Here is a 22042-nt window from a genome sequence, read left to right as displayed (position 1 = left end):
CTCTTAGCCTCTCCAGATCTCTGCCAGCAGCGGGCGCAGCTCCGCGAAATCGCGGATCAGGTAATCGGCGCCCAGTGTCGCTGCCGGATGATAGCCCCAGGGCACGGCGATGGTGGTGACCCCCGCTGCGCGCCCCATTTCAATGTCAAACCGCGTGTCGCCGATCATCACGGTGCTGCCGCGCTCCACCCCGGTCTCTGCCATCGCTGTCAGGATCATCGAGGGGTGCGGTTTCGACGGATGATGATCCGCCACCTGCCGGGTCACGAAACAGGTCAGCCCATGCGCCGCGATCAGCGCGTCAACGCCGCGCTGGGATTTGCCGGTGGCAACCCCCAGCAGGTATTCCGGCACCTCGTTCAGCTCCGCCAGCATCTCCCGCGTGCCGGGATAGAGCGGCGAATGCGCCGCCCCTGCCGCCTCGCGCGCCAGCATGTAGGAAGACTTGTAGCCCTCCACCAGCGCTTCAACGGTGGCGGCATCCTCGGCCGGCGCCAGCTCCCGCATCGCCAGCGGCAGCGACAGGCCGACAATCGACAGGATCGCCTCGCGCGGCGGCACCGTCAGGCCCACACCCTCGAACGCCTCCGCCATCGCGCCGGTGATCGCGCCCTGGCTGTCCGCCAGGGTGCCATCGACATCAAACAGGATCAGCCGCAGCGGTGCGCTCACTTCAGGTCCTCAAACGGATCGTCCGCCGCCAGGTCCTCGCTCCAGCCGAAGGTCTCCCAGCTTTCCTTCATATGCTCCGGCAGCGGTGCCACCACCGAAACCGGCTTGCGCGTCACCGGGTGCTCAAACACCATCCGGCGCGCGTGCAGATGCAGCTTCTTGGAGATCACCCCGCCGATCTGCGCACCCCAGCCGTCGCCCAGGTTCTCCTGCCCCGAGCCGCCGTATTTGCCGTCGCCGGCGATGGGATGGCCCATGCCCGACATATGCGCCCGCAGCTGGTGGGTGCGCCCGGTGATCGGCTCCATCGCCACCCAGGCGGCGCGGCTGGCCACACGGTAGAGCGTGGCATACAGCGTATGCGCCCGCTTGGCGCCCGGCGTGTCGTCGATGTCGCGCGGATGCACGTTGATCATCTTCTCGCCTTCGCCGGACTTGCCGTGGCCCGGCGCCTTCACCAGCCCGTTCTTGATCTCGCCCAGATAGGGCGTCGGCACGCCGGCCACCAAGGCCCAGTAAATCTTGCGGGTGTTCTTGTGGCGGAAGGCGGCGGTCAGCGCCTGCGCCGCCTTGCGGTTCCGCGCCAGCACCAGGACCCCGGAGGTGTCCTTGTCGATCCGGTGCACCAGCTTGGGCTTTTCCTCCAGCCCGAACTTCAGCGCCTCGGCCAGCCCGTCCACGTGCTTGGTGGTGCCGGAGCCGCCCTGCACCGCCAGCCCTGCGGGCTTGTTCAGCACGATCACATCATCGTCGCGGTAGATGACGCAGGACTGGATCATCCTGGCATCCGTCTCCGAGATTTTCATCGCGCGCGGCTCGGCCGGTTTCAGGTCGCTGTCCGCCAGCGGCGGCACCCGCACCACCTGCCCCGCCTCGACGCGGCTGCTGGCCTTCACACGGGCACCATCCAGCCGCAGCTCACCCTTGCGGCACATCTTCTCGATGCGGCCCTGGTTCACATGCGGAAACAGCCGCCGCAGCCAGCGGTCGATGCGCTGGCCGCCATCGTCTTCGCTGACGGTAATCATCTGAACGCCGCTCATGCGAACACTCCCCTTGCGGCCATCAGGCCGAGAAACAGACCGCCGACCGACAGGCCCACGGACAAAACTACATAGAGCGCCGCCTGCCCGAAGGCGCCGCGCTCGATCAGGTTGGCGGTCTCCAGCGAGAACGCCGAGAAGGTGGTGAACCCGCCCAGAAGCCCGGTCATCACCAGCGGGCTCAGATGGGTCAGCCCGCGCATCGCGGCGGCCACCACAAACACCCCCATCAGGAAGGAGCCGATCACGTTCACGGTGATCACCGCCACCGGGAAATCGTGATGCCCCAGCAGGCGGATGATGCCCAGCCCGGCCAGATAGCGGCATACCGCCCCGATTGCGCCGCCGATCGCGACCATGGAAACCGAAAAAATCATCCCAGTCCTGTCGCCGGCGCAGGCAGGGATGTCAAGTTTTGCCCGTGTTGCAAGGGCTGCAGAGCTGCCACTGCAACGCCCGCCCTTTCATCTTTCCCGAAATACTCCCGCCGGAGGCAGCGGCTTTCCCCGGGGAAAGCCGCCTCATTTGTTCCGCTTCAGCCTGAGATTCGCGAAATAGTCATTCCGCCGCTTCAGCTCACGCTCAAACCCCCGCTCCACCGGCTGATACAGCACCGGCCGCTTCACCCCGTCGGGGAAGTAATTCTGGCCGGAGAACCCGTCCTCCGCGTCGTGGTCATAGGCATAGCCCTCGCCATAGCCCTGCTCCGACATCAGCTTGGTCGGCGCGTTCAGGATATGCTTGGGCGGCGGCGCGCTGCCGGTCTGCTTGGCCAGCCGCCGCGCCGCCTTGATGCCCACGTAAACCGCGTTGGATTTCGGCGCCAGCGCCAGGTAGACCGCGGCATTGGCCAGCGCCAGCTCGCCCTCCGGGCTGCCAAGGCGCTCATAGGTCTGCCAGGCATTGAGGCAGACGGTATTGGCCTGCGGGTCGGCCATGCCGATGTCCTCGGTCGACATCATCGTCAGCCGCCGGGCCAGAAACCGCGGATCCTCGCCGCCCTCCAGCATCCGCCCCAGCCAGTAAAGCGCGGCATCCGGATCGGAGCCGCGGATGGACTTATGCAAGGCGGAGATCAGGTTGTAATGCTCGTCGCCGGACTTGTCGAACTTGGCCGCCCGGCGCATCAGCCGGTTTGACAGCGCCTCGCGCCCCAAGGGCGCCTCCACCTTCCACGCAGCGACCTGCTCGATCAGGTTCAGGAGCGCCCGGCCGTCGCCGTCGGCCATCCCCTGCAGCGCATCGCGGGCATCGCCCGACAGCGGCAGGGCGCGGCCCAGCTCCTTCTCGGCGCGCTGGGTCAGGCGCTCCAGATCACCCAGCGACAGCCGCTCCAGCACCAGCACCTGGCTGCGGCTGAGCACAGCGGCATTGAGTTCAAACGAGGGGTTTTCGGTCGTCGCCCCAACCAAGAGGATGGTGCCATCCTCCATATGCGGCAGGAAGCCGTCCTGCTGGGCCTTGTTGAAGCGGTGGATCTCATCCACGAACAAGAGCGTGCCCTGCCCGTTCTGGCGGCGGATCTTCGCGGCCTCGAACACCTTCCTAAGTTCCGGAACGCCGGTGAAGATCGCCGAGATCTGCACGAAATGCAGATCGGTCTCCTTGGCCAGCAGCCGCGCGATGGTGGTCTTGCCCACCCCCGGCGGCCCCCAGAAGATCAGCGACGACAGCGAGCCGGAGGCCAGCATCACCCCCAAGGGCGCCTCTGGCCCCAGCACCTGTTCCTGGCCGATCACCTCGCCCAGCGACTGCGGCCGCAGCCGGTCGGCCAGCGGCCGGTTCGGCGCGGGCTGCTGCGCAGCGGCGTCCGCAGACGCAGGGCTGCCGAACAGATCCGCCATCAGAGCCGGAACCTCAGCGCCATGCGGCGGCCGTGCCGGTTCAGGTCCAGCTGGATCCAGCGGCCGCTGCCCGCGAGAATTGCATAGACGTCGTCGGTGCTGGCCACTGCCTGGCCATTCACTGCCAGCAGCTGGTCGCCCGCCTGCACCCCGCCGCGCCCGGCATAGGGGCCGGGGTCGGTGACCACCACGCCCTCCGCCGACAGGGGCAGGCCGAGGCGGGCGATCACCTGCGGATTGACCCGCGCCACGGTCAGCCCGGGCAGCGCGGTTTTCTCATCCAGCTGCACCGGGTTAGCGGGCGGCTGGTCGGGCGCCACGATCATCGGCACCTCGATCTCCTCGCGGGCGCCGCCGCGCAGGCGGGTGATGACGGACATATCGCCAAGCCCCGCCACCGACATGCGGAACACCATTTCCGAGGGCGAATTCACCACCTCGCCGTCCACATGGGTGATCACGTCGCCCGCCCGGAACCCCGCCTTGGCAAAGGGGCTTTCGGCGTGCAGATCCGAGACCACCATGCCCTCCGGCAGGTCCATCCCGAGAGAGGCCGCCAGATCCGCATCCACCGGCTGGCCCGCCATGCCCGCCCAGGGGCGCTGAAACTCTTCCGCGCCGCTGCGGGCCTGCGCGACGAATTCCTTCACCAGATTGGCGGGAATCGCAAAGCCGATGCCGTTGGAGCCGCCGGAGCGCGACAGGATGCGGGTGTTGATGCCAATGAGGTCTCCATTGACGTCGATCAGCGCGCCGCCGGAGTTGCCCGGATTGATCGGCGCGTCGGTCTGGATGTAATAGCCAAAGCCATCGCCCGCCCCCATGCCGGTGCGCGCCAGCCCCGAGATGATGCCGCTGCTGACGGTCTGCCCCACCCCGAACGGGTTGCCGATCGCCAGCGCCAGCTCGCCCACCTGCACCTCGTCACTGTTGCGCAGGTCCAGATGCGGCAGGCCTTCGGCCTCTTCCAGCTGCAGGATCGCCAGGTCGCTGGCCTTGTCGCCCAGGATCACCCGCGCATTGTATTCGCGCCTGTCTGCGGTCACCACGCGGATTTCGGTGGCGCTGCCGACGACATGGTAATTGGAGACCACGATGCCGTCCGCCGACAGGATCACCCCGGAGCCGAGCGAGTTTTCCACCCGCGGCTGCGGCTCGGCAAAGCCGCGGAAGAAATCATCGAAGAACGGATCGTTCATGAACGGCGAGCGGCGGCGCTGCTGCACCTGGCGCACCACCTTGGCGTAAATATTCACCACCGCCGGCGCCGCCTCCTTGACCAGCGGCGCAAACCCCAGCGCGATCTCCGCCTGGCTTTGCGGCACCCGCGTTTCAGCGGCGGCAGGCAGGGCAAGAACGATGGCAAGGGCAGTGAGCGCGGGACGGATCATGTGGACTCCAGCAAGTGTTGCCCGAAGGATATGCGGAGTGCGCGCGCGGATTGCAAGGCGGCAGGCGGCCCGGGCCGCACCGCGGCGGAGGCGCGCTGTCCCGCAGGCCAAGGGAAAGAGGGGCGCTGCCCCGCAGGCCAGAGGAAAGAGGGGCGCTGCCCCTCTTGGCCTCACGGCCAATTCACCCCGGGATATTTCCAGCCAGAAGAAGCGGGCGGCCGGACAAGGCGCCGGCCCTTCATCTTTCCCGAAATACTCCCCGCCGGAGGCACGCGCCGCCCGGCGCGTTCTCTTGCGGCGGGCCTCAGGCCTCGGCCAGCTCCCGCTGCGCCGCCACCATGCGGCGCTTGGCGACCGCTGCGGCCAGATGCTCCAGCTCGGCCACGGTGTCCTCCCAGCCCAGGCAGCCGTCGGTGATGGACTGGCCGTAGGTCAGCTCTCCCTTGCCCAGATCCTGGCGGCCCGCCACCAGGTGGCTTTCGACCATCACGCCGGTGATGCGGCTGTCGCCCGCGGCGATCTGGGCCGCCACATCGCGCAGCACGGCGGGCTGGCGCATCGGGTCCTTGCCGCTGTTGGCGTGGCTGGCGTCAATCATCACATGGCCGCGGATGCCGTCCTTCTCCGCCAGATTGCAGGCCGCATCGACCGAGGCCGCGTCATAATTGGTGCCGCCGCCGCCGCGCAGGATCAGGTGGCCGTCGGGGTTGCCGCTGGTGGCCGCGATTGCCGCCCGCCCCGATTTCGCCAGCGCCATGAAATGATGCGGATGGGCCGCCGAGCGCACCGCGTCCACCGCGATCTGCACATTGCCGCGGGTGCCGTTCTTGAAGCCCACCGGGCAGCTGAGGCCGGAGGCCATCTCGCGGTGGATCTGGCTTTCGGTGGTGCGGGCGCCGATGGCGGCCCAGGCGACCAGATCGGAGATGTACTGCGGCACCGCGGTATCCAGGAACTCGGTGCCGACCGGCAGGCCCAGGGCGTTGATGTCCAGGCACAGGCGGCGCGCCAGCCCCAGCCCCTCGTTGATGCGGAAGGAGCCGTCGAGGCCGGGGTCGTTGATCAGCCCTTTCCAGCCGCTGATGGTGCGGGGCTTCTCGAAGTAGACCCGCATCACGATTTCCAGCTCACCGGCCAGCCGTTCGCGCAGCGGCGCCAGGCGGCGGGCATAGTCCATCGCCGCCTTGGGGTCATGCACCGAGCAGGGGCCGACGATGGCGATCACCCGGTCGCCGCGGCCGTGCAGCACGTCCTGAATGGCGGTGCGGCTGGCCAGCACAGTATCGGTCACCGCTGCCGTTGAAGGCAGCTGCGCGGCGAGGTCTTCGGGCGAGATCAGTTCCTGCATGCCGGTGATGCGGAGGTTTTCGGTCTGGGGTGTCATGTTTCAGCTTCCTTGGCGGGGGCCCTGGGCGCTGCGGCGGATACAAAAAAACCGCCTGCGGGCTGCGGGCGGTTGGTGGTATCCTGGTGCGTTCCGATCCTGGTTTTCAGAATGCGCTGACCCCTCCGTCCGCCATGTGGCGCGGATAAAAGAAATACCAGAATGCGGCGTAAGTGCGGGTCATGGGCCGGACGCTAGCGGAGATTCGCCCCCCTGTCACCCCGGAAAATGGCAGCAGGCCCTCCGCGCGGGAGGGCCTGCTTTGCCGGCTGGAGCGGGTCAGAAATCCTGCCACAGATCGCGGGCGGCATTGCCCTCTGCCGCGGGCATGGCTGCGGCGGGCAGCGGGCTGGCCTCGATCTCCCAGTCATCGCCGCCGTGGGCAGACGGCGCCGGCGCCGCCGGGGCGGCAGGCGCGGCGGCGCTGCCGTCCACCTGGAAGCGCGCCACCAGTTCGGCCAGCTTGATCGCATCGGTGTTCAGCATGTGGCCTGCGGCGGTGGCCTGCTCCACCATCGCCGCGTTCTGCTGGGTCACCTGGTCCAGCTGGGTCACACCGGTGTTGATCTCATGCAGGCCGGTGGACTGCTCCGCTGCGCCCTCGGCGATCTCCGACACCAGCTGCGAGATATGGCTGACCCGGCCGGCGATGGACTGCAGCGCCTGACCGGCGCGGCCCACCAGATCCACGCCTTCCGCCACCTGGCGCGAGCTGTCGCCGATCAGCGCCTTGATCTCCATCGCCGCATCCGAGGAGCGCTGCGCCAGGGCGCGCACCTCGCTGGCGACGACCGCAAAGCCGCGGCCCGCCTCGCCCGCGCGGGCGGCCTCGACGCCGGCATTCAGCGCCAGCAGGTTGGTCTGGAAGGCGATGTCGTCGATCACCGAGATGATCTGCGAGATCTTGTTGGAGCTGTCCTCGATGCCGCTCATCGCGGTCACCGCATCCTGCACCACCTCGCCGCTGCTTTCGGCCTCCTGGCGGGCCTCCCGCACCGTGGTCTCGACGTTGCGCGCGCCTTCCGCTGCCGAACGCACGCTGGCGGTCAGCTCGTCGATGGCGGCGGCGGTCTCCTCCAGCGTCGCGGCCTGGCTTTCGGTGCGGTGCGACAGGTCGTCGGAGGCCTGGCTGATCTCGGCGGCACCATTGCGGATGCTGGCCGAAGCGCCGATCACCTCCTGCACGGTGGCGGTGAGGTTGTCGATCGAGCCGTTGAAGTCCGCCCGCAGCTGCTCGTACTCCTCCGGGAAGGGGTCTTCGATGCGGATGGTCAGATCGCCGTGCGACAGCCGGGACAGGCGCTCGCTCAGCTCCTGCACCACGCCGGCCAGCTCCGCGTCCTTGCTTTGCGCCTTCTGCTGTTCGGCTTCCTGCATCCGCACCAGCTCGTCGCGGAACTTCTCCAGCGCGCGGGCCATGTCGCCGACTTCGTCGCCGCGCTCCTGGCCGTGAATCTCCACTGCATTGTTGCCTTCGGCCAGTCCGCGCATCGACACCACGATGCGGCGGATGCCGGACGCGATGCCGGAGCTGGTGACCAGCGCCATCACCGCGCCGATCAGAATCGCCGCGCCGATGGCGGCGGGAATCATGATCCGGGTTTGTGCCGCGATCTCGTCGCTGGCGGCGCGGCGGGCGGCCATGGTCTCAGCGCCGCGGGCCTGCAGCGAGGCCAGGGTTTCGCGGAAGCGGTCGAAATACGCCTTGCCCTGCCCTTCGGCGACCCGGTCGGCCATGTCATCCATGGTGGCGGCGCTGCCGATCACCCGGCGCAGCTGCAGCATCGGCACCACCACGTCATTGCGCCAGTTGCCGATGATCTCAGCCACGGTGTTCAGGCGGTTGGTCTGCATCAGCTTGTCCGTGAAGGCCAACCGCAGGTCTGCCAGGATCTCGTTGAAGCGCTCGTTGCCTTCCATATAGGGGTCCAGAAACGCCCGGTCGCCCGCCAGCAGGAAGCCGCGCACGCCGGTTTCCATGTCGACGGCGGCGGCCAGAAGGTCCTTGGCGGTGCTGATCACCTCATGGGCCTCTTCCACCTCTTCCAGCGAGGCGCTCAGATAATCCGGATCGGCGATCCCGGCATTGACCAGCGAGGAGAAGATGTTGCGGCGGTTGGCAAGCTCCACCTCCTCGTCCGCGATGATCTTGCCGACTTCGGCGCGGAACTCATCAAACAGGACCCGGCCCTTGGACTTCTTCACCGCGTCCGCCATGTCGTTCATGCTCATGGCGTCGCCGATTTCGCGGCGCAGGTCGATGGCGCCAGCGGCCACGTTCTCCTGCCAGCCGGCCAGGATCTGTTCCGCCTCCTTCAGGTCCGCCAGCATTTGGGGATCATCCGCCGCCAGGGCCTTGAGCGCCGTCAGCGCCTCTGCCAGGTCAGCCTGGCCTGCCTCATAGGGCACCAGAAACTCTTCCCGCCCGGCCAGCAGGTAGCCGCGCAGCCCGGCTTCCATGTCCAGCGCCGCCACAGCCAGCGATTGCGACTCGCTCAGGATCCGTCCGGTATGATCGACCGCCTTGGAGGTCTTCTCCATACGGCCCAGGTCCAGAACTGCCATCACGCCGACGCCAAGCACCAGCAGCAGCGGAAACAGGGCCACCGAAACGATTTTTGTTTTCGTACTGAGGTTTGCCAGGGAAAACCGCCTGGCTGCGGGAGGGTTCTTCTTTTTCATCACGACCGATCCGGAACTAAAGGGATACGGCAGTGAAATCAGAATAAAATTACGATTCTCTTTCGCACAAAAAGTGAATCCAAAACATCCGCAGATTGTCGTCGCGTCACGAAAAACCCCCGCTCCGGGGGAGCGGGGGCCAGACAGTCAAACCCGATAGGGTCAGCGCGTCTTATTCTTCAGCTTCGGCGGCTGCTTCTTCTGCTGCCAGGCGGGCCTTGTCGGCGGCGCCTTTGGCGGAAACGTCGCGGTCGACGAACTCGATGATCGCCATCGGAGCCATGTCGCCATAGCGGAAGCCGGCCTTCAGGACACGGACATAGCCGCCCTGACGGTCCTTGTAGCGCGGGCCCAGAACCTCGAACAGTTTTGCGACGTCCTTGTCCTCTTTCAGCTTGGAAGCTGCCTGACGGCGGGCGTGCAGATCGCCGCGCTTCGCCAGAGTGATCAGTTTTTCAACGATCGGGCGCAGTTCTTTTGCTTTGGGCAGGGTGGTCTTGATCTGCTCGTGCTCGATCAGCGAGCCGGCCATGTTGGAGAACAGGGCCTTGCGGTGCTCATGAGTACGGTTCAGGCGGCGGTAACCACGTGCGTGACGCATTTTTCAGTTCCTTGTCTTGCGTTTTGCTTTGTCAGGCGGCTGATGCGTGTCAGCTGCTCTCCTTGGGGCAGGTGCCCGATTGTCCCCGGCCAAACCCGGGAATGTATCGGGGAGGACCTTGGCCCTCCCCTCAAAGACATGCCTTAGAAGCTGTCTTCGAACTTTTTGGCCAGATCTTCGATGTTGTCCGGCGGCCAGTCCTCGACGTCCATGCCAAGGTGCAGGCCCATGCCCGACAGCACTTCCTTGATCTCGTTCAGCGACTTGCGGCCGAAGTTCGGGGTGCGCAGCATCTCCGCTTCGGTCTTCTGTATCAGGTCGCCGATATAGACGATGTTGTCGTTCTTCAGGCAGTTTGCCGAACGCACCGACAGTTCCAGCTCGTCCACTTTCTTCAGCAGAAGCGGGTTGAACTCCAGACCATCGTCCTCGTCCTGGCGGCCAGCCGATTCCGGCTCGTCGAAGTTGACGAAGATGCCCAGCTGGTCCTGCAGGATGCGGGCAGCAAAGGCCACGGCGTCATCGGGGGTGATGGAGCCGTCGGTTTCCACCTTCATGGTCAGCTTGTCATAGTCCAGCACCTGGCCCTCACGGGTCGGCTGAACGTCATAGGAGACCTTCTTGACCGGCGAGTAGATCGCGTCGATCGGGATCAGGCCGATCGGTGCGTCTTCCGGCTTGTTCTTGTCTGCAGAGACATAGCCCTTGCCGGTGTTCACGGTCAGTTCCATGAACAGGTCGGCGCCGTCGTCCAGGTGGCAGATCACGTGATCGCGGTTCAGAACCTCGATGCCGGAGGTCTCAGCAATGTCGCCTGCGGTGACGACTGCCGGGCCCTTGGCATTGATCGACAGGCGCTTGGGGCCTTCGACTTCCATGCGCAGGGAGACCTGCTTGAGGTTCAGGATGATGTCGGTGACGTCTTCACGCACACCTGCGACGCTGGAAAACTCGTGCAGCACGTTGTCGATCTGCACGCTGGTGATGGCGGCGCCTTGCAGCGAGCTCATCAGCACGCGGCGCAGCGCGTTGCCCAGGGTCAGGCCGAAACCGCGTTCCAGCGGCTCTGCAACAACGGTTGCCTGGCGTGCAGGATCGTTGCCCGGCTTCACTTCCAGCTGTGCCGGCTTGATCAGCTCTGCCCAGTTCTTGTGGATCATGCGTTCCCTCCATTCCTGTCCTTGCCCCATGTCCGGAAGGCCAAGGACGCCCGAGGTTTAAATGACGCACTGGGGCCCTGCGAATCAAGCGGGGCCCCAGCAAAAAATGCGGATTAGACGCGGCGGCGCTTCGGCGGGCGGCAGCCGTTGTGTGCGATCGGGGTCACATCACGGATCGAGGTGATGTTGAAACCGACAGCGGCCAGCGCGCGCAGCGCCGATTCACGGCCCGAACCGGGGCCCTGAACTTCGACTTCCAGGGTCTTCACACCGTGTTCCTGTGCCTTCTTGCCTGCATCTTCTGCAGCCATCTGAGCGGCATAGGGGGTCGATTTCCGCGAGCCTTTGAAGCCCATGGTGCCGGCCGACGACCAGGAGATCGCGTTGCCCTGCACGTCGGAGATCAGGATCTTGGTGTTGTTGAACGAAGAGTTCACGTGAGCAACGCCGGTGGCGATGTTCTTGCGCTCTTTACGCTTAATGCGGGATTTATCGCGTGCCATTGATCAAGCCTCCCTTACTTCTTCTTGCCGGCGATCGGCTTCGCCGGGCCCTTGCGGGTGCGGGCGTTGGTATGGGTACGCTGACCGCGGACCGGCAGGTTGCGGCGGTGGCGCAGGCCACGGTAGCAGCCGAGGTCCATCAGGCGCTTGATGTTCATCTGCACTTCACGGCGCAGGTCGCCTTCGACGGTGTAGTTGGCGTCGATGTGCTCGCGCACGGCCAGAACTTCAGCGTCGGACAGTTCGTTCACACGGCGGGTCGGGTCGATGCCAACGGCGTCGCAGATCGCTTTCGCCGAGGTGTTGCCGATACCGGTGATATAGGTGAGGGCGATGGGAACCCGCTTTGCAGTCGGGATGTTAACGCCGGCAATACGTGCCACGTGTCACTTTCCTTTTCGTTGCGGTTCCGTAACGCCGGAACCTTTTTTCACAACACTTGACCGTGGCAGTGTGGCCAGAGGGTCCAGCATTTCGAGGTGGTAAGGCAGACAGACGAATCCATCCGCCGGGAATCATTCCCAGAAGGGATGGGGTTGCCTATGTGGAATTACCGCGAGGGTCAACCCGTGATCTGCGAAAACGCGGAAGGCTGCCCCTGCCCCGTCAGCTGCTGCAGGCAAAGAAGCGCAGCGGCTCAGCCTCGCCCATCCAGATGGATACTGTGCCCGGCTCCTCCGGGTCCAGTACAATCGTGAACAGCTGCGGGAAGTACTGCGGCCCCGGCAGTTCGCAGCGGCCCGTGTGATCGGTTGCGCTGTAGCTGCGCTGGCCAAACCGGATCGGCGGCTGGAAGCTGCAAAAATATTCCATCGAGTTGAAGCCGCTGCTGTCCAGGATCAAGCCGCCCTCGGCTGCATAGTCCAGAACCCCGTCCTCGCTGATCAGCACACGGTCGCAGGCAGCGGCATCATCAAGATAGAGCTGCTGTGCAGACAACGGGCCGGACAGGGCAATCATCGCGGCACATGCGGCGGACAGTTGCAGACAGGGTGCGGGCATCGGGGCCTCCGGAAATGAAAATGCCCCGTGCTTATGCAGCACGGGACACTTCGAACCGGTAAACGGGCGGGTTATTCGCCCATGATCCAGGCCATGTTCTTGCGCACTTCCTCGATCGAGGCGAGGCCGTCGATGCGCTGGAGGTTGCCCTTGGCGTAGTAGTAGCCGATCAGCGGCGAAGTCTTCTTGTAGTATTCCATCAGGCGGGTCTTGAGGCTGTCCTCATTGTCGTCCGCCCGGCGCTTGACCTCGGTGGAGCCGCAGTTGGCGCATTTGCCGTCCGCGGGCCAGGGTTTGGTCTGGTCGTGGTAGACCTCGCCGCAGCCGCCGCAGGTGGAGCGGCCGGTGATGCGGGCGACCAGCGCCTCGTCATCCACCTGCATCTCGATCACGGCGTCAAGCTTCAGGTCCATCTCATCGAGCAGCTTGGCCAGCGCGTCGGCCTGGGCCAGGGTGCGCGGGAAGCCGTCGAAGATAAAGCCGCCCTCGGCGCCGCCCTGCAGCTTCTCGCGGATCAGGCCGATCACGATCTGGTCGGTGACCAGCTTGCCCTCGGCCATGATGGCGGCAACCTTCTTGCCCATATCGGTGCCCGAGGTCTGGGCCTCGCGCAGCATGTCACCGGTGCTGAGCTGCACCATGCCGCGGCTTTCCACAAGATAGCGCGCCTGCGTGCCTTTGCCCGCACCAGGCGGGCCAAGGAGAATAATGTTGGTCATCGGCGAGAGGGTCCCCGTTTTGTCCGTTTCTTGTTGCGCCCGCGCAGCTGGCTCTTCTCGATAAGGCCCTCATACTGATGCGCGAGGAGGTGGCTTTGCACCTGCTGGATTGTGTCCATGGTGACGGATACCACAATCAGAACGGACGTGCCGCCAAAATATACCGGGATGGCGAATTGGCCGCGGAGGACCTCCGGCAGCAGGCAGACCAGCGCCAGGTAGCCGGAGCCCAGAACCAGGATGCGGTTGACCACGTATTCGATGTATTCGGCGGTCTTCTTGCCGGGGCGGATGCCGGGAACAAAGCCGTTCTGGTTCTTCAGGTTGTTCGCCACGTCCTCCGGCTTGAAGGAGACGTTGAAGGTGTAGAAGTACGCAAAGAACACGATCATCGCGACGAAGAACAACAGGTACAGCGGCTGGCCGGGTCCGAAGTTGGCCAGCAGCCAGGACATCACCGGACCGGTCGCAGCGCCGGACGAGAACGCCGAGATGGTGGTCGGCAGCAAGAGCAGCGAGGAGGCGAAGATCGCCGGGATCACGCCCGCCGGGTTCACCTTGACCGGCAGATGCGAGGAGCCGCCGTCATAGACCTTCATGCCGACCTGGCGGCGCGGGTACTGGATGTGGATCTTGCGCAGCGCGCGCTCCATGAACACCACGAACATGATCACGGCCACGACCATCAGGATCACGCCGATGATCACCGCGGGGCTGATCGCGCCGGAGCGGCCGGAGGCGAAGAACTGGGCAATCGCTGCCGGAACCTCGGCGATGATGCCGACGAAGATGATCAGAGAGATGCCGTTGCCGATGCCGCGCTGGGTGATCTGCTCGCCCAGCCACATCAGGAACATGGTGCCGCCGACCAGGGTGATCATGCAGGCCATGCGGAAATACATGCCCGGATCGGTCGCCAGGTCGCCCTGCTCCAGCGACACGGCAAGGCCGTAGGCCTGCGCGGTCGCCAGCAGCACGGTGCCGTAGCGGGTGTACTGGTTGATCTTCTTGCGGCCCTGCTCGCCCTCTTTCTTGAGCTGCTCAAGCGCGGGCACCATCGAGGTCAGAAGCTGAACGATAATGGAGGCGGAGATATAGGGCATGATGCCGAGGGCAAAGATCCCCATCCGGCCAAGCGCGCCGCCGGTGAACATCGACACCATGCCGCCGATGCCCTGGCCTGCCTGCTCCATGAACTGGCGCAGGGCGGCTGCGTCGATGCCGGGAACCGGAATGAAGGTGCCCAGGCGGTAGACAATCAAAAGGCCGATGGTGAACAGGATGCGGTTGCGCAGATCCGTGGCCTTGCCAAGGGCAGCCCAGCTGGTGTTCGCCGCCATTTGTTCTGCTGCTGATACCATGAAAAGGTCTCTTCTTTAGCGAAACGCCGCCCGGAACCGTTTTCCGGCTCGGGCGGCGTTCTAGGAAAACTTAGGCCTATGTATGCGGCATTGGCGCCGCTCACAAGCCGTTACTCTGCGGCGGCTGCAGTTGCCACAGTCAGAGCGCCGCCAGCTTTTTCAACGGCCTCAACAGCGGCTTTCGACGCGCCGGTGACCGCGATGGTGGCTTTAGTGGTCAGTTCGCCTTTGGCCAGGACGCGGATGCCGTCCAGCTTGCGGCGGACCAGGCCGGATGCGACCAGCGAATCTTCGGTGATCTCGGCTGCGTCCAGCTTGCCTGCGTCGATGAATTTCTGGATCAGGCCCAGGTTCACAACGGCGTATGCCTTGCGGTTCGGCTTGTTGAAGCCGCGCTTGGGCAGACGCTGGTAGAGCGGCATCTGGCCGCCTTCGTAGCCATTGATCGAGACGCCCGAACGGGATTTCTGGCCCTTGATACCACGGCCGCCCATTTTACCTTTGCCGGAACCCGGGCCACGGGCCACACGGGTGCGTTTCTTGGCGGCGCCGGGATTGTCGCGCAGTTCGTGAAGTTTCATGTCGCTTCTCCTTGCCGGATGCGGGCCCCGAAGCGTGATGGCCCGACCGCGGCTTTTCTTGATTGGTGATTCCGTGGCGCAGAACGCCACCGGGTGCCTATAGACGGGTTGGGGGATGGGATCAAGCCCCGCGGGCTAGGCCATATCCCACAGCGCGCGGGACCAGCCGCCAAGGCCCCTGCCCTGCCGGTTGCTCTCTGTTCCGTCTGTCTCTCTGTGTCCGTTCCGTCGTGGGCCGTCTGTTAAAGGGTGGCGGCGCCGCCGGGGTGGAGATGGGATGGGGATGTCCCCATGCGAAAACGCGTCTCACGCGCTCCGGCTGCCACGCCGGAGCCCAGTTCCAGGTGCCGGGGGTGTCAGGCCCGGCGGGTGATCATAACCGGGGATGATATTGCCTTGGACGGGTTAATTCGCCGTAGGCGGGGCGTACGGCGGCTGCGCAACGGCGGCTTCAGGCCCTGAAGCCGCGAAGGGCCGCGGCCTTCTCTGTGCAGAAAACAAAAACGCCCCCGCCGGGATGGCAGGGGCGCTTTTGGGCCAGGCGTTGGAGAGGGAGGAGGATCCGCCGCCGGCCGTGGAGATCACTTGCCGTAGACGTGCTCGCGGGCGGCGCCGGGGATGGCGCAGCGGCTGAGGCCGATGTCGGCCAGGTCGCGGGCGGACAGAGCGCGCAGGGCGTGGACGGTCTGCCGGTAGTCGCGGCGCAGCTTCCAGTTCTGCAGCAGGCCGGCGGCGATGCCGCGCAGGCGGGTGGAGAAGCCGGCGGAGGCAGGGGCGGAGAGTGTCGAATAAGCCATTATTCTTTTTCCTTCACATCGGTGCCGGGACGGGCTCCCGGTGCGGTGCTTGATCTGTTCCTTTGAAGTGAACGGGACATAAGGACGCATCCGGGCGGGTACAACGGCTGCTTTGGTCTGGCGGATATGCAGCCGCCGCATAGCACGCCCGCAACCGCAATCCTGCCCCCTTGGCAAAAGAAAACGCCCCCGCCCCGGATGGGGCAGAGGCGCTTTGGCCCGGGCTTGAAGAGGAGGAGGAGAAGAGTGCCCGGGCGGGAAAATTACTTGCCATAAACGTGCTGCTGCGCGATGTCAGCGATATCGCTGCGGCGCACGCCGATGTCGGCCAGCTCGTGATCGGAGAGCGCGTCCAGCTCATTATAGGTGCGCTGGTATTCGCTGTGCAGCGCCCAGGCTTCCAGCACGCCCTCGACGGTGCGGCGGATGCGGGCGGTCAGGCTGAGCGACGGGGCAGCAGAAATAACATGTGCCATCTTGGTGATCCTTGTCTCTTGGGCCGGGCCTATTCCCGGCGGTCCGTTGTGTGGTCTTTTCTGTGACAGCCCCGAGATAGGAGCGCCGCCCGATTCCAACAACTGACGCAGCCGGCAAGCCGCTATGCACGCGCTGCAAGGGGCCTTGGGTCGGATAACCGCGCCCTGCCCCGGCCAGACCTGCGAAGGCATATGCGGGTGCCCGGACCGCGGGCCGGCCAACCACGCAGGCCAGGCGCTTCTTACGCGAGGGGTGCTGAGGGCATCACCTTTCACCCGCAGGGCGCAAAACCGTCCTGAGCAGCGACAATGCGCCCCACAGCAGGAAGACCGGCAAGACGAGCATCCGGAGGGTGAAGATGCCGATGATGGTCAAGGAGGAGCGCAGGATCGTGTCGGCTTCCTCCACAAAGACCTGCGCGGCGTCCAGATACCGGCCGCTCTGCTCAAAAACACCGCTCACGCTGTCGCCGGCTTCGCTGATCCGGCTGCTCAGCCATCCCAATACCCCTGCATCTCCTTCCTCTGCCGGAGACACCGCCTCTGCCTCATCGACCTCCGCGCCGATCAGGAAATTCGCCTCCTGCGCGACGGCATCAAGCTCAGCCATGGCAGCGCTCATCTGCGCCGCGGTGGCCTGCTCCCCGACCCACACAGCCAGCACGAACACAGAGGGGATGGCAAAGCCGACCGCAATGCCCAGGGCGATCCCCTTATCGCAAAGCGGTTTCACTGTCCTGGAGAGAACGGGACTGCGGCCGAGGGAGACCCGGCCCAGCAGCGCGGCGCCGAGCACAACGAGGCCAATGGACACCACCGGCGCCAGACCCACTGCGGCAAGCGCGGCGCCGGCTGCAACCAGGAACACGGCATCGGCCACGCGCTCCACCGTGTCATCGACGGGTTCCAGCACCTTCAAGGGCTGCAGGCTCGCCTGCCCGACAACCGACGCGCCCACCTCGATCTCCTGCGCCGTGGACAGCGCGGCGTTGATCGCCCGCAACGACACATAGACCGTTACCGCTGACGCCGCGATGGTCTCTGCCGTCTGCTCAGGGACAGTGGCAAGCGGGTTCCAATCGCTGCGCCCGGACAGGCCAAGGGCGCCGGTGAGCAGAAAGAGCAGGCCTGCCACCACCCCAAGGGCGGTGCGGGCGCGTTTCCTCGGGAGCTCTCGGGAGGGGTCGGTCATTGCTGGGTCGCTGCCTTTGCCGGAACGGATCTGCAAACGCATACCATGCAAAGGCCGCATCGCAACACGCCCGCTTTACCTTAGACCGGACAACCAGGGTCTGCCGCGGCGCCCTGAAAACGAAAAACGCCCCCGGCGGACCGGAGGCGTTTTCCAAAGTCTGATACCGAAAAGGGCTTAGCCGCGCTCTTCGATGATCTGAACCAGGTGCGGGATCGATTCGACCATGCCGCGGACCGAAGGAGTGTCCTCCAGCTCACGGGTCTTGTGCATCTTGTTCAGGCCCAGGCCAACCAGGGTTGCGCGCTGTTTGGCGGGGCGGCGGATCGGCGAGCCGATCTGCTTGACGACGATGGTTTTTGCCATGTCTCTCTACTCCTTACGCTTCAGCTTCGGCAGCTGCCGGTGCGTCGTCCCGCTTGGGCAGGATGTCAGCAACCTTTTTGCCGCGGCGCTGAGCCACCGAACGCGGGCTCTGCTCTTTCTGCAGGCCGTTCAGGGTGGCGCGGATCATGTTGTAGGGGTTCTGCGAACCGATCGACTTGGAGACCACGTCCTTGATGCCCAGCATCTCGAACACGGCACGCATCGGACCACCTGCGATGATACCGGTACCTTCCGGCGCGGTGCGCATCACAACTTTGCCCGCGCCGTGACGGCCGGCCATGTCGTGGTGCAGGGTGCGGCCCTCTTTCAGCGGCACGCGGATCATCTGGCGCTTGGCCTGCTCGGTCGCCTTGCGGATCGCCTCGGGCACTTCTTTCGCCTTGCCCTTGCCAAAGCCGACGCGGCCTTTCTGGTCGCCAACGACAACCAGGGCTGCGAAGCCAAAGCGCTTACCGCCTTTAACGGTTTTCGACACGCGGTTGATCGCGACCAGACGATCTGCGAATTCCGGTGTTTCTTCACGGTCGCGGCGCGGGCCGCGGCGGTTTTCACGTTCTGCCATCAGGCATTCCTTTCAGTGCGGCGCTCAGGCGCCTGTTTGTCCGATCCTTGGTGAGAACCGGCCCGCAGGCCGGTCTCCCGGATCATCGGGGCAGCCCCGAGAGGCTGCCCGCATGGGATTTAGATCTTCAGGCCGCCTTCACGCGCAGCGTCGGCCAGAGCCTTCACCTTGCCGTGGAACAGGAAGCCGCCGCGGTCGAAGTAGGCTTCGCTCACGCCAGCCGCTTTTGCGCGCTCGGCGATCGCTGCGCCAACTTTGGCCGCTGCTTCGACGTTGTTCTTGCCGACAACGCCCAGATCTTTTTCCAGGGTCGACGCGGCTGCCAGGGTCACGCCGCGCAGGTCGTCGATCAGCTGAACAGAGATGTTCTTGTTCGAACGGTGCACGGACAGACGCGGACGGCCTGCGTTCACTTTGCGAAGCTTGTTCCGGACGCGCAGCCGGCGCTTCAGAAACAGGGTACGTTTGCTGTTTGCCATTTTGCTGGTCCTTACTTCTTCTTGCCTTCCTTGCGGAAGATGAACTCGCCCTTGTAGCGGATGCCCTTGCCTTTGTACGGCTCGGGACGGCGCCAGTCGCGGATTTTCGCCGCCACTTCGCCCACCTGCTGCTGGTCGATACCTTCCACAACGATTTCGGTCTGCTTCGGCGCGGTGATGGTGACACCTTCCGGAGCAACGAAGTCGACGTCGTGGCTGTAGCCCAGGTTCAGCTTCAGGGTGTTGCCCTGCATCTGAGCCCGGTAACCCACGCCCTGGATTTCCAGTTCTTTCTTGAAGCCCTGGGTCACGCCGGTCACGAGGTTTGCCACCTGAGTGCGGGACATGCCCCACTGCTGACGGGCACGCTTGGACTTGCCGCGCGGCTCGATGGTGACAACGTTGTCGTTCACGGTCAGGGTGACGTCGTCGGTTGCGGTGAAGGTCCGGGCGCCTTTCGGGCCTTTCACTTCGATGGTCTGGCCGGACACAGAGGCGGAGACGCCGCTGGGCAGTTCGACCGGTTTCTTACCAATACGGGACATTGCGAGGCCTCCTTAGAAGACGGTGCAAAGCACTTCGCCGCCAACGTTGGCTGCGCGTGCGTTTGCGTCCGACATCACACCCTTGGGGGTGGAGACAATCGACACGCCCAGGCCCTGACGGACCGACGGGATGTCATTGACGCCCATGTAAACGCGGCGGCCGGGCTTGGAGACCCGCTTGAGCTCGCGAATGACAGGTTCGCCGTCGAAGTACTTGAGGCTGATTTCGATGGCCGGGTGGCCATTTTCACCAGTCATCTTCTCATAACCGCGGATGTAGCCCTCGTCCGCCAGCACGTCCAGCACCCATGCCCGCAGCTTGGAAGCCGGGGTCATGACGGTGGATTTGCCGCGCATCTGAGAGTTACGGATACGGGTGAGCATATCGCCGATAGGATCGTTCATACTACTCTCTCCCTTACCAGCTCGATTTCACCAGGCCGGGGATCTGGCCAGCAGACCCCAGCTCGCGCAGCGCGATACGGCTGATCTTCAGCTTACGGTAGTAAGCGTGCGGACGGCCGGTCAGCTGGCAGCGGTTGTGCAAACGGCTCGGAGCCGAGTTGCGCGGCAGTTTCGCCAGCTTCAGACGCGCCTTGAAGCGGTCTTCCATCGGGCGGGATTCGTCGTTTGCGATTTCTTTCAGCTCGGCACGCTTTGCGGCGTATTTTGCCACCAGGCGCTCGCGCTTCTTCTCGCGTTCGATCATGCTTTTCTTAGCCATGGTCTCTTCCTTCCCGCGCTTAGCTGTTGAAGGGCATGTTGAAAGCTTTCAACAGCGCCTTTGCTTCCGCGTCGGTTTTCGCGGTGGTGGCGATCACGATGTCCATGCCCCAGGGCTCGTCGATTTTGTCGAAATCGATCTCCGGGAACACGATGTGCTCTTTCAGGCCCATGGCATAGTTGCCGCGGCCGTCAAACGAGTTGCCCGAAACGCCGCGGAAGTCGCGGATACGGGGCATCGCGATGGTGATCAGACGATCCAGGAATTCGTACATCCGGTCGCCGCGCAGAGTCACCTTTGCGCCCATCGGCATGCCTTCGCGAACGCGGAAGCCGGCGATGGAGTTCTTTGCCACGGTGGTCAGAGCTTTCTGGCCCGCGATGAGGGTCAGGTCGGCCTGAGCGGATTTGGCTTTCTTGCTGTCTTTGACAGCAGCGCGGCCGCAGCCGATGTTCAGAACGATTTTCTCCAGCTTGGGGAGCATCATGTCGTTCTTGTAGCCGAATTCCTCTTTCAGAGCGCCACGGATGGTCTCTTTGTAGAGGGCTTTCAGACGCGGGGTGTAGGTTGCAGCGTCAAGCATCAGACAGTCTCCCCGGTGGTCTTGGCGAAGCGCACCTTCTTGCCGTCTTCCTCGCGGAAGCCGACGCGGGTGGCTTTACCGTTGCTGTCCAGCAGTGCCAGGTTCGACAGGTCGATCGGCAGTGCCTTGGACAGACGGCCGCCCTGGCTGTTCTGGGTCTGGCGGGTGTGGCGGATCGCCATGTTCACGCCTTCGACAACGGCTTTGCCGGCTTTCGGGTCAACGGAGGCGATGGTGCCTTCCTTGCCCTTGTCCTTGCCGGCCAGCACGACGACCTTGTCGCCTTTACGGAGTTTCGCAGCCATGATTACAGCACCTCCGGAGCCAGCGAGATGATCTTCATGAAGTTCTTCGCGCGCAGTTCACGAACAACCGGGCCAAAGATACGGGTACCGATCGGCTCGTTGTTGTTGTTCAGGATAACGGCTGCGTTCCGGTCAAAACGGATCGCGGTGCCGTCTTCGCGGCGGACTTCTTTGGCGGTGCGCACGACAACGGCCTTACGGACGTCGCCTTTTTTCACGCGGCCGCGCGGGATGGCTTCCTTGACCGAGACGACGATAATGTCGCCAACGGATGCGTATTTACGCTTGGAGCCACCCAGAACCTTGATGCACTGAACTCGGCGTGCGCCGGAGTTGTCAGCAACATCCAGATTTGTTTGCATCTGGATCATGTGGTTTCTCCCGACCTATGGGGCAGCGATGCGTGCTGGTATCCCCCAGGGTTTCGACTGACTGTTAAGTCTAGCCGCCAGGAGTCTCGGATGAGACTCTTAGGCTTCCAGAACTTCCCAGCGTTTCGTTTTCGATTTCGGCGCGCATTCGATGATGCGTACGGAGTCGCCGACCTTGAAAGCGTTCTTTTCATCGTGAGCCCGGTATTTCTTGGACTTACGGATGGTTTTCTTCAGAACCGGGTGCGTGAAGCGGCGTTCAACCGAGACGGTGACGGTCTGGGCGTTTGCGTCGCTGGTCACAACGCCTTGCAGGATACGTTTGGGCATTGTGTCGCTCCTTATTCGGCTGCTGCTGCAGCTTTTTCGTTCAGGATGGTCTTGACGCGGGCAGCGTTGCGGCGAGCCGCTTTGATGCCGGAGGTCGATTCCAACTGACCGGTTGCCTGCTGAAAGCGCAGGTTGAAGCTCTCTTTTTTCAGGGAAGCGAGCATATCGCGGAGTTCATCCACGGTCTTCTCGCGCAGATCATTGGCGTTCATCGCCTTTGTTCCTTGTCCAAAGCACCAGAAGGCCCCTGACGGGTCACCTTGCAACCTGGTGGGTTATGTCAAACCGCGCTGGAAGGCGCGGAAAAAAGAATCACCCGACCCGGATCCGAAGCGGATTGGGGACAGG

The 22042-nt window shown here is 64.4% G+C and carries 29 protein-coding genes; all 29 read right to left on the bottom strand.

The window, feature by feature from the left end; translation table 11 throughout:
• Nucleotides 1–3: 3 nt before the first annotated feature.
• On the bottom strand, nt 4–672 hold the full coding sequence (locus PHA8399_RS07850; protein ID WP_058285609.1) for an HAD family hydrolase: 669 nt from the start codon (nt 670–672) through the stop codon (nt 4–6).
• A complete protein-coding gene (locus PHA8399_RS07845; protein WP_058285608.1) occupies nt 669–1715 on the bottom strand; it encodes an RluA family pseudouridine synthase in 1047 nt (348 codons plus the stop codon). The genes PHA8399_RS07850 and PHA8399_RS07845 overlap by 4 nt, the downstream gene beginning before the upstream one ends.
• Nucleotides 1712–2092, bottom strand: coding sequence for a fluoride efflux transporter CrcB (crcB, locus tag PHA8399_RS07840; RefSeq protein WP_058285607.1), 381 nt, complete (start codon nt 2090–2092; stop codon nt 1712–1714). The genes PHA8399_RS07845 and crcB overlap by 4 nt, the downstream gene beginning before the upstream one ends.
• A 144-nt stretch (nt 2093–2236) precedes the next feature.
• Nucleotides 2237–3559 (bottom strand): replication-associated recombination protein A, encoded by a 1323-nt coding sequence (locus PHA8399_RS07835; protein WP_058285606.1) that lies wholly within the window; start codon nt 3557–3559, stop codon nt 2237–2239.
• A complete protein-coding gene (locus tag PHA8399_RS07830) occupies nt 3559–4950 on the bottom strand; it encodes a trypsin-like peptidase domain-containing protein (protein ID WP_058285605.1) in 1392 nt (463 codons plus the stop codon). The genes PHA8399_RS07835 and PHA8399_RS07830 overlap by 1 nt, the downstream gene beginning before the upstream one ends.
• A gap of 304 nt (nt 4951–5254) precedes the next feature.
• On the bottom strand, nt 5255–6334 hold the full coding sequence (locus tag PHA8399_RS07825) for a 3-deoxy-7-phosphoheptulonate synthase (RefSeq protein ID WP_058285604.1): 1080 nt from the start codon (nt 6332–6334) through the stop codon (nt 5255–5257).
• A gap of 279 nt (nt 6335–6613) precedes the next feature.
• Entirely contained in the window at nt 6614–9016 is a 2403-nt protein-coding gene (locus PHA8399_RS07820; protein ID WP_058285603.1) for a CHASE3 domain-containing protein, read from the bottom strand.
• Between the two features lie 172 nt (nt 9017–9188).
• Nucleotides 9189–9617: a 50S ribosomal protein L17 gene (gene rplQ / locus PHA8399_RS07815; RefSeq protein ID WP_058285602.1), complete on the bottom strand. Its 429-nt coding sequence runs from the start codon at nt 9615–9617 to the stop codon at nt 9189–9191.
• A 143-nt stretch (nt 9618–9760) separates the two neighbouring features.
• Nucleotides 9761–10777, bottom strand: coding sequence for a DNA-directed RNA polymerase subunit alpha (locus tag PHA8399_RS07810; RefSeq protein ID WP_058285601.1), 1017 nt, complete (start codon nt 10775–10777; stop codon nt 9761–9763).
• Between the two features lie 113 nt (nt 10778–10890).
• Nucleotides 10891–11280 (bottom strand): 30S ribosomal protein S11, encoded by a 390-nt coding sequence (gene rpsK, locus PHA8399_RS07805; RefSeq protein ID WP_008553560.1) that lies wholly within the window; start codon nt 11278–11280, stop codon nt 10891–10893.
• Nucleotides 11281–11294: 14 nt separating this feature from the next.
• On the bottom strand, nt 11295–11663 hold the full coding sequence (gene rpsM / locus PHA8399_RS07800) for a 30S ribosomal protein S13 (RefSeq protein ID WP_008557298.1): 369 nt from the start codon (nt 11661–11663) through the stop codon (nt 11295–11297).
• A gap of 223 nt (nt 11664–11886) precedes the next feature.
• Complete coding sequence (locus tag PHA8399_RS07795) at nt 11887–12282, bottom strand: hypothetical protein (RefSeq protein WP_058285600.1); 396 nt, start codon at nt 12280–12282, stop codon at nt 11887–11889.
• A 71-nt stretch (nt 12283–12353) separates the two neighbouring features.
• A complete protein-coding gene (locus tag PHA8399_RS07790; protein WP_058285599.1) occupies nt 12354–13001 on the bottom strand; it encodes an adenylate kinase in 648 nt (215 codons plus the stop codon).
• The gene (gene secY, locus PHA8399_RS07785; RefSeq protein ID WP_058285598.1) at nt 12998–14362 is read right to left on the bottom strand and encodes a preprotein translocase subunit SecY; all 1365 of its coding nucleotides are present in this window, start codon (nt 14360–14362) and stop codon (nt 12998–13000) included. The genes PHA8399_RS07790 and secY overlap by 4 nt, the downstream gene beginning before the upstream one ends.
• A 110-nt stretch (nt 14363–14472) precedes the next feature.
• Nucleotides 14473–14943 (bottom strand): 50S ribosomal protein L15, encoded by a 471-nt coding sequence (gene rplO, locus PHA8399_RS07780; RefSeq protein ID WP_058285597.1) that lies wholly within the window; start codon nt 14941–14943, stop codon nt 14473–14475.
• 581 nt (nt 14944–15524) lie between these two features.
• Complete coding sequence (locus tag PHA8399_RS07775) at nt 15525–15740, bottom strand: DUF1127 domain-containing protein (protein ID WP_058285596.1); 216 nt, start codon at nt 15738–15740, stop codon at nt 15525–15527.
• Nucleotides 15741–16003: 263 nt separating this feature from the next.
• Nucleotides 16004–16216 carry a DUF1127 domain-containing protein gene (locus PHA8399_RS07770; protein ID WP_058285595.1) on the bottom strand — a complete coding sequence of 71 codons (213 nt, stop codon included), beginning with the start codon at nt 16214–16216 and terminating at the stop codon, nt 16004–16006.
• 265 nt (nt 16217–16481) lie between these two features.
• A complete protein-coding gene (locus tag PHA8399_RS07765; RefSeq protein ID WP_082649491.1) occupies nt 16482–17408 on the bottom strand; it encodes a hypothetical protein in 927 nt (308 codons plus the stop codon).
• Between the two features lie 177 nt (nt 17409–17585).
• Entirely contained in the window at nt 17586–17774 is a 189-nt protein-coding gene (gene rpmD, locus PHA8399_RS07760) for a 50S ribosomal protein L30 (protein ID WP_008554849.1), read from the bottom strand.
• A 13-nt stretch (nt 17775–17787) separates the two neighbouring features.
• Nucleotides 17788–18357: a 30S ribosomal protein S5 gene (gene rpsE / locus PHA8399_RS07755; protein WP_027235532.1), complete on the bottom strand. Its 570-nt coding sequence runs from the start codon at nt 18355–18357 to the stop codon at nt 17788–17790.
• A gap of 119 nt (nt 18358–18476) precedes the next feature.
• The gene (rplR, locus tag PHA8399_RS07750) at nt 18477–18836 is read right to left on the bottom strand and encodes a 50S ribosomal protein L18 (protein WP_008554704.1); all 360 of its coding nucleotides are present in this window, start codon (nt 18834–18836) and stop codon (nt 18477–18479) included.
• An 11-nt stretch (nt 18837–18847) separates the two neighbouring features.
• Nucleotides 18848–19381, bottom strand: a complete 534-nt coding sequence (rplF, locus tag PHA8399_RS07745; protein ID WP_058285593.1) for a 50S ribosomal protein L6 — start codon at nt 19379–19381, stop codon at nt 18848–18850.
• 12 nt (nt 19382–19393) lie between these two features.
• Nucleotides 19394–19786, bottom strand: a complete 393-nt coding sequence (rpsH, locus tag PHA8399_RS07740) for a 30S ribosomal protein S8 (RefSeq protein ID WP_019297998.1) — start codon at nt 19784–19786, stop codon at nt 19394–19396.
• A gap of 13 nt (nt 19787–19799) precedes the next feature.
• Nucleotides 19800–20105 (bottom strand): 30S ribosomal protein S14, encoded by a 306-nt coding sequence (gene rpsN, locus PHA8399_RS07735; RefSeq protein ID WP_058285592.1) that lies wholly within the window; start codon nt 20103–20105, stop codon nt 19800–19802.
• A 19-nt stretch (nt 20106–20124) separates the two neighbouring features.
• Nucleotides 20125–20688 (bottom strand): 50S ribosomal protein L5, encoded by a 564-nt coding sequence (gene rplE / locus PHA8399_RS07730; protein WP_058285591.1) that lies wholly within the window; start codon nt 20686–20688, stop codon nt 20125–20127.
• Nucleotides 20688–20993, bottom strand: a complete 306-nt coding sequence (gene rplX, locus PHA8399_RS07725) for a 50S ribosomal protein L24 (RefSeq protein ID WP_058285590.1) — start codon at nt 20991–20993, stop codon at nt 20688–20690. Before rplX ends, rplE begins: the two co-directional genes overlap by 1 nt.
• Before the next feature lie 2 nt (nt 20994–20995).
• On the bottom strand, nt 20996–21364 hold the full coding sequence (gene rplN / locus PHA8399_RS07720) for a 50S ribosomal protein L14 (protein ID WP_011567679.1): 369 nt from the start codon (nt 21362–21364) through the stop codon (nt 20996–20998).
• 99 nt (nt 21365–21463) lie between these two features.
• On the bottom strand, nt 21464–21694 hold the full coding sequence (gene rpsQ, locus PHA8399_RS07715) for a 30S ribosomal protein S17 (RefSeq protein ID WP_005621877.1): 231 nt from the start codon (nt 21692–21694) through the stop codon (nt 21464–21466).
• 11 nt (nt 21695–21705) lie between these two features.
• The gene (gene rpmC / locus PHA8399_RS07710) at nt 21706–21906 is read right to left on the bottom strand and encodes a 50S ribosomal protein L29 (RefSeq protein WP_019297994.1); all 201 of its coding nucleotides are present in this window, start codon (nt 21904–21906) and stop codon (nt 21706–21708) included.
• Nucleotides 21907–22042 lie beyond the last annotated feature (136 nt).

This window comes from Leisingera aquaemixtae, from assembly GCF_001458395.1.
Classification (GTDB): domain Bacteria; phylum Pseudomonadota; class Alphaproteobacteria; order Rhodobacterales; family Rhodobacteraceae; genus Leisingera; species Leisingera aquaemixtae.
Note: the sequence above shows the minus strand (reverse complement) of the source record. Positions and strands in the feature narration are given on the sequence as shown.

What these genes read in the sequence shown, in the direction of transcription:
- PHA8399_RS07845 (WP_058285608.1), bottom strand. Translation starts at nt 1,715, where the DNA reads ATGAGCGGCGTTCAGATGATTACCGTCAGCGAAGACGATGGCGGCCAG.
- crcB (WP_058285607.1), bottom strand. Translation starts at nt 2,092, where the DNA reads ATGATTTTTTCGGTTTCCATGGTCGCGATCGGCGGCGCAATCGGGGCG.
- PHA8399_RS07835 (WP_058285606.1), bottom strand. Translation starts at nt 3,559, where the DNA reads ATGGCGGATCTGTTCGGCAGCCCTGCGTCTGCGGACGCCGCTGCGCAG.
- PHA8399_RS07830 (WP_058285605.1), bottom strand. Translation starts at nt 4,950, where the DNA reads ATGATCCGTCCCGCGCTCACTGCCCTTGCCATCGTTCTTGCCCTGCCT.
- PHA8399_RS07825 (WP_058285604.1), bottom strand. Translation starts at nt 6,334, where the DNA reads ATGACACCCCAGACCGAAAACCTCCGCATCACCGGCATGCAGGAACTG.
- PHA8399_RS07820 (WP_058285603.1), bottom strand. Translation starts at nt 9,016, where the DNA reads ATGAAAAAGAAGAACCCTCCCGCAGCCAGGCGGTTTTCCCTGGCAAAC.
- rplQ (WP_058285602.1), bottom strand. Translation starts at nt 9,617, where the DNA reads ATGCGTCACGCACGTGGTTACCGCCGCCTGAACCGTACTCATGAGCAC.
- PHA8399_RS07810 (WP_058285601.1), bottom strand. Translation starts at nt 10,777, where the DNA reads ATGATCCACAAGAACTGGGCAGAGCTGATCAAGCCGGCACAGCTGGAA.
- rpsK (WP_008553560.1), bottom strand. Translation starts at nt 11,280, where the DNA reads ATGGCACGCGATAAATCCCGCATTAAGCGTAAAGAGCGCAAGAACATC.
- PHA8399_RS07795 (WP_058285600.1), bottom strand. Translation starts at nt 12,282, where the DNA reads ATGCCCGCACCCTGTCTGCAACTGTCCGCCGCATGTGCCGCGATGATT.
- PHA8399_RS07790 (WP_058285599.1), bottom strand. Translation starts at nt 13,001, where the DNA reads ATGACCAACATTATTCTCCTTGGCCCGCCTGGTGCGGGCAAAGGCACG.
- secY (WP_058285598.1), bottom strand. Translation starts at nt 14,362, where the DNA reads ATGGTATCAGCAGCAGAACAAATGGCGGCGAACACCAGCTGGGCTGCC.
- rplO (WP_058285597.1), bottom strand. Translation starts at nt 14,943, where the DNA reads ATGAAACTTCACGAACTGCGCGACAATCCCGGCGCCGCCAAGAAACGC.
- PHA8399_RS07775 (WP_058285596.1), bottom strand. Translation starts at nt 15,740, where the DNA reads ATGGCTTATTCGACACTCTCCGCCCCTGCCTCCGCCGGCTTCTCCACC.
- PHA8399_RS07770 (WP_058285595.1), bottom strand. Translation starts at nt 16,216, where the DNA reads ATGGCACATGTTATTTCTGCTGCCCCGTCGCTCAGCCTGACCGCCCGC.
- PHA8399_RS07765 (WP_082649491.1), bottom strand. Translation starts at nt 17,408, where the DNA reads ATGACCGACCCCTCCCGAGAGCTCCCGAGGAAACGCGCCCGCACCGCC.
- rpmD (WP_008554849.1), bottom strand. Translation starts at nt 17,774, where the DNA reads ATGGCAAAAACCATCGTCGTCAAGCAGATCGGCTCGCCGATCCGCCGC.
- rpsE (WP_027235532.1), bottom strand. Translation starts at nt 18,357, where the DNA reads ATGGCAGAACGTGAAAACCGCCGCGGCCCGCGCCGCGACCGTGAAGAA.
- rplR (WP_008554704.1), bottom strand. Translation starts at nt 18,836, where the DNA reads ATGGCAAACAGCAAACGTACCCTGTTTCTGAAGCGCCGGCTGCGCGTC.
- rplF (WP_058285593.1), bottom strand. Translation starts at nt 19,381, where the DNA reads ATGTCCCGTATTGGTAAGAAACCGGTCGAACTGCCCAGCGGCGTCTCC.
- rpsH (WP_019297998.1), bottom strand. Translation starts at nt 19,786, where the DNA reads ATGAACGATCCTATCGGCGATATGCTCACCCGTATCCGTAACTCTCAG.
- rpsN (WP_058285592.1), bottom strand. Translation starts at nt 20,105, where the DNA reads ATGGCTAAGAAAAGCATGATCGAACGCGAGAAGAAGCGCGAGCGCCTG.
- rplE (WP_058285591.1), bottom strand. Translation starts at nt 20,688, where the DNA reads ATGCTTGACGCTGCAACCTACACCCCGCGTCTGAAAGCCCTCTACAAA.
- rplX (WP_058285590.1), bottom strand. Translation starts at nt 20,993, where the DNA reads ATGGCTGCGAAACTCCGTAAAGGCGACAAGGTCGTCGTGCTGGCCGGC.
- rplN (WP_011567679.1), bottom strand. Translation starts at nt 21,364, where the DNA reads ATGATCCAGATGCAAACAAATCTGGATGTTGCTGACAACTCCGGCGCA.
- rpsQ (WP_005621877.1), bottom strand. Translation starts at nt 21,694, where the DNA reads ATGCCCAAACGTATCCTGCAAGGCGTTGTGACCAGCGACGCAAACGCC.
- rpmC (WP_019297994.1), bottom strand. Translation starts at nt 21,906, where the DNA reads ATGAACGCCAATGATCTGCGCGAGAAGACCGTGGATGAACTCCGCGAT.